Genomic DNA, 4,642 nt, shown 5'->3' with positions numbered 1-4,642 from the left:
TTCTCATGCCCCAAACAGCCCCTCCTCCTGTTTGCGGTTCTGGGAATTCTTCTAGGCTTTAAGCAGCAGAATTCCCAGAACTCATAGAGATAGGAGCATAGGTAGTACAGCTTGTCCCAGGCTACCTGACTTCAAGGAGGACGAGTAATCAGTTTTTGAACGGGTCAGGAAAACAATCTCTAATCTCAAACGGCAGCAGCAGAAACAAGCGATTGAGAACCCTTTTGGGTCTAGAACACCACTTGGTAAGCCAGATGAGCGGGTCTCCCACTTTAGGGAACTGGCGAACCTAAAGGGCAGTACCAGCAGACGTTGAGCAGGATGATTTCAGGTAACAAATGCCGCCATTAAACAAAGAAGCAGTAAACACTAGAGGAAGAGAAAGTAAGGTTGGGCTTGTTTACCTTATCATCCACTAGTTTTTGCGGCACAACCTAAATCCGTAGCAACTCCTGATAATACTGCTCTGATGCTTCAGGTAAAAAAGCCATTGGCCTCAAGGTTTGATGCTCAACCTTGAGTGCTCGCGTAACATGAATGCGGCTGAGAAAATCCAGATCGTGCGAAATTATCAGCAGCGCACCTTGGTAATAATTTAGAGCATTCACAATTTGATCAACTGTTGGAATGTCAAGATTGTTTGTTGGTTCATCTAGAATCAACCAATCGATTTGAGCAACGCTGATCATTGCCAGTGCCAATCGTGCTAGTTCACCGCCGCTCAAAACAGATGCCTTTTTGTTCACTGCCTGATCAAAAAAGAGAAAATGCCCCAACTGTTGACGCATTTGCTGATAGCCCAAAGCAGGATTGGCTGCTTGCATATTCTGCAAAACTGTGCGGTTGCGATAAATCAGTTCATAGCCCTGATCCAGATAAATCGCCTTCAAATTTGGCGACAGCAGCACTTCTCCTGCGATTAATTTGGCAGCATTAGAGCGGCGCAAAATGGCGTTGATCAAACTGGACTTTCCAGAACCGTTTGCCCCAGCGATCACAACGCGATCGCCTGCCACCAGATGAAACTGGATATCTTTGATCAGCGATTGATGGTTAACCTGAAGCGTGGCGTGGTGAACTTCAACCAGCTTGCGATGTTTGTGACTGCGTTCCTCCAGTTGAATTTGTGTTGCTTTTGTCGTTCTCAGTTTCGTCTCCTCTACTTTCTGTGCGGCAGTGGCGATGGTGGCTTCATGTTTTTGCTTCAGTTTGCCTGCGGTGACTTCTGCACTGCGCTTTCGTGCTCCGGCAACAATCGGCGGGAGACTCCCAGCCTGCCGACGACCATTGCGCTGAGACTGTGCCGCCCGCTGCTGCTCCTGCATTGCTGCTGCTTTTGCCTGTTTTAGCTCTTTGCGGGCAACTTCGTGCGATCGCAGTTTTACCTCTCGTTCGATTTGCTTCTGTTTCCGATAAGCGGAAAAGTTGCCGCCGTAAATCCGCAAGCCATCAGCAGTCAATTCCCATACGGTTTGAACAACCTGATCGAGGAACATCGGCTTGTGAGACACCATCACAAATGCGCCGCTAAACGATTCTAGCAATCGCCGCAGGGCTTCCAGTGCGTGGTAGTCGAGATGATTCGTTGGTTCATCTAGCAAGAGAATATCGGGGGTTTGTGCAAAGGCGATCGCCAGAAACAGGCGAGTTAGTTCGCCACCGCTGAGAGCGTGAACCGGAAGGGATAGATCAATCTGATTATGAAACTGGGTTTCCAGCAAGCCTGTCACTGTCCACCATTCTTCTGTCGTTTCCATCAGCATTTCCAGCACGGTTTTGTTAATCATCTGCTGATGAATTGTGCTGATTTGCGGTAAATAGTAAATCGAACCCTGTCGATGAATATTACCAGATGACGGCTGAAGCTGTCCTGCCAGAATTCGCAGCAGCGTGGACTTTCCCGTGCCATTAGCACCGACAAGCGCAATTCGATCACCGCTCTGCACCCTGAGTTGAACACAGCGAAATAGCATGCGATCGGGTGGCAGCATGCAGCTTAGACGATCTGCCAGTAAGCAGCAATGCTGTGGCATCATGCTTTCCTCCTAATAATGCAGTTGAGAAATTTTCAAACCAACGGTTTCACGTCCAATCTCGTCCAATCAGAGCAATAGACGAAAACGGAGAGTGTAATGATTCAGAACCAGTCTGAGTTACAGCGTTGTTAGGCTCATGGCAACTTTGTAGCGCAAATCTTTATGTACTACAGAATAGACTACATCCCGTAATTTATCAATTCCAAGCTCGAAGTCGTCAAAACGCTTCAGAAACAGCACTAGAATTTTCGGTTATGTCGCAAATTTCAGCGAATGGCAAGGTCGGCAGGACAATAAGCACATGCAGAATCTACCAGCAGATATATTCTCTCCACTATGATGCTCTCCAGAGGCTGCAAAACCAGGAGAAAGAGGTTGTGAGAATGTGCATTTAAGCAAAAAGGAGCAAATTTGATAGAAGCAATTAGCAGAATTAGCGAAAGGAGATTTTGAAAGGACCCAGCGGTAACGATATTGCTTTTGCTGCCTTTTTTAAGAGCTCCTGCGTCGTCGGCAACTCTGCAAAACGAGCCGCTTCAGGGGAACTCAAGGTAACAGTTCCTAGAGAAGAGCTACCTTCAGGAACAATAATCAGCAAGCGGAACGTATAGCTATCTTCTCGATTAAATGGTTGCAGGCTTAAATCAACCTGAGAACGGGGCTGACCAAAGCTAAACGGTGTGATAGGTTTAACTACTCGATGGCGATCGGGAGACTGAACTTCCATATGTACGATCGCAGCGTCAGACGCCAAGGCAATCCCGAACTCAAATTCATCAAAGTTCTGTCTGGACTGATTGGTTAGTTCCACCTGAACGGTGTGTAGGTCGCGGTAATTGTAGGAATTTTCGCCATTGGAAACTGTGATTAGCGACTGCAATTCCAGTGAACCAAAAAGGTCTTCAAGCTTCGGGATAATGTCAATTCTCTGTGCAATCACAGGTTTACGATCGAGGTAAGCAGCGATCGCACTACATCCCAGCACCCCTACTGCGATCCCACCGAGAAAAATAATTAGGGGAAGCGGTAGAAAGTGCCAGAGAAGTTGCCAAAGCGATTCAAGCATTGAGAGAGCAAAACAACCGTTAACGATGCAATCTTATCGCAGTTAAGGTTGACAATTTTGAGGTGAAGTAGCTTTAATCCAACCGCATACTGATCCCCCGTCTGGTGTACAGTGCCAAATTAGATGACATCGAGACAGATTAGTGCCGCTGAGCAAAACCTTCTCTGTGGAAGGAGCTCTTAGAGAGTTTACTCAATGACTTATCATCAAATCATCGGGATCGCTAAGCTGGCTTTAGGTAGAAAAGTAAACCAGGATTAGCTTCGCTTCTTTAGCAACACTAATTATGTCGCCAGGGCAAACAAAAAGTTACTGTACATTTTTCAAGCGGATGTCCCAATCCCCAACCCCTGCTTACTGCGCTGCAACTGCTGCCACAGCCCCTCGATCTGCTCATACGCATCCTCCGGCGACAGCTTCCCTGCCATCTCCAGGTTGGCAATATATCCCACACGCTGAGCAAACTCTTGAAGGTTAGCATTAAACACCAACTGTTCTGGCTTAACCTCACCCCGATAACGGCTACAGGGATACAAAAACTCAGATCGATCCATCTATTGCCCCTCCTATCCATCATCCGCGAACGAATGAAAAGTGCTGGGCGTGCAGCCTCCTGACGGTGTCGGAGGCTCGGCGGCTGCATGATGCCGATCACGATGGGGACGGCTGCTGGAATGATGCGGTCTGCCGCAGGCGGCGATCGTATTACCGTAAGGGTCGGGGCAACCAGGTGCGGCGCAACCGCAGCTTGAGGAGGTGGTCGTGCCAATCCCGCCTGTGCCGTTTGTTGTGCTGCACACTTATGTGGAGAAGCCGCGTCAGCCCAACGATGAGATTGTAATTCATGCCCTATGTGCAGAGATGTGGGTGGGCAGTGAGCCGATCGCATTGACCCAGCCACAGCACACGTTTGGGTTGCCGCCCAGACTGGTGAAAGAGTATGCCCGACAGCTTCTGGAGGCGCTCTACCAGCAGTATGGCAACGGGCGGCGCAGTGGGTTTGAACGCTTTGCGCGGGAGGAACAGCACGCGATCGCTCAGTGCCCCATCCGCCCTTGCTCGTATCATGCGGAGCATCTTCAGTTTGTGGGAACGGGACGTAGTGGGTGAAAGCGAGGCAACTGGAATTGGATTTGTGGGAGCAACTGCAATTGGCGCAGCAAATGCCAGAGGCGATCGACCTGGCTCAGATACTAGATGCAGTGGAAGTAACAGCGGCACACCTGCCGGAAGCTGAACGATTGCGATTTGCTGGCGATGCCTTACTCCAGATTGCTGAACTGTGTGAGGCACGAGCTGGAGTGCTGATGACGCAGTGGGAGGAGTCATGCCGCGATCCGATTGTGGAGCAGGGCTTTTTCACTGATGTGGTGCGGCAGACGATGGCGGTGGATTTAAGCGACTTGATGGAGCCAGCCCGACCGCGCCAGCAAAGAGCAAAGCCGATTGCTAAACCGAAAGAATCGATTGCGGCTCCCGTTGACAAAGCAGCAGTGCTGGCAATGGTTGACCAGCTAGAAGCAGAAGACGAAGCAGCGCA

The 4,642-nt window shown here is 49.5% G+C and carries 5 protein-coding genes; 2 read left to right on the top strand and 3 right to left on the bottom strand.

The window, feature by feature from the left end; genetic code table 11:
• Positions 1-434 precede the first annotated feature (434 nt).
• From abc-f to NDA02_RS28095, 3 genes are all read right to left on the bottom strand, one after another.
• A complete protein-coding gene (gene abc-f, locus NDA02_RS28105; RefSeq protein ID WP_199296304.1) occupies positions 435-2,036 on the bottom strand; it encodes a ribosomal protection-like ABC-F family protein in 1,602 nt (533 codons plus the stop codon).
• A gap of 433 nt (positions 2,037-2,469) precedes the next feature.
• Entirely contained in the window at positions 2,470-3,102 is a 633-nt protein-coding gene (locus NDA02_RS28100) for a hypothetical protein (protein ID WP_190789829.1), read from the bottom strand.
• 323 nt (positions 3,103-3,425) lie between these two features.
• Positions 3,426-3,656: a hypothetical protein gene (locus tag NDA02_RS28095; RefSeq protein WP_190789828.1), complete on the bottom strand. Its 231-nt coding sequence runs from the start codon at positions 3,654-3,656 to the stop codon at positions 3,426-3,428.
• A 208-nt stretch (positions 3,657-3,864) separates the two neighbouring features.
• Between NDA02_RS28095 and NDA02_RS28090 the strand changes: the two genes are divergently transcribed.
• Both NDA02_RS28090 and NDA02_RS28085 read left to right on the top strand, forming a co-directional pair.
• On the top strand, positions 3,865-4,212 hold the full coding sequence (locus NDA02_RS28090; protein WP_190789827.1) for a hypothetical protein: 348 nt from the start codon (positions 3,865-3,867) through the stop codon (positions 4,210-4,212).
• Positions 4,209-4,642: hypothetical protein (locus NDA02_RS28085; protein ID WP_190789826.1), on the top strand; the 434-nt coding region annotated here is incomplete at its 3' end. The genes NDA02_RS28090 and NDA02_RS28085, both read left to right, overlap by 4 nt.

Source organism: Leptolyngbya sp. ST-U4, from assembly GCF_039962215.1.
GTDB lineage: Bacteria > Cyanobacteriota > Cyanobacteriia > Elainellales > Elainellaceae > Leptolyngbya_A.
Note: the sequence above shows the minus strand (reverse complement) of the source record. Positions and strands in the feature narration are given on the sequence as shown.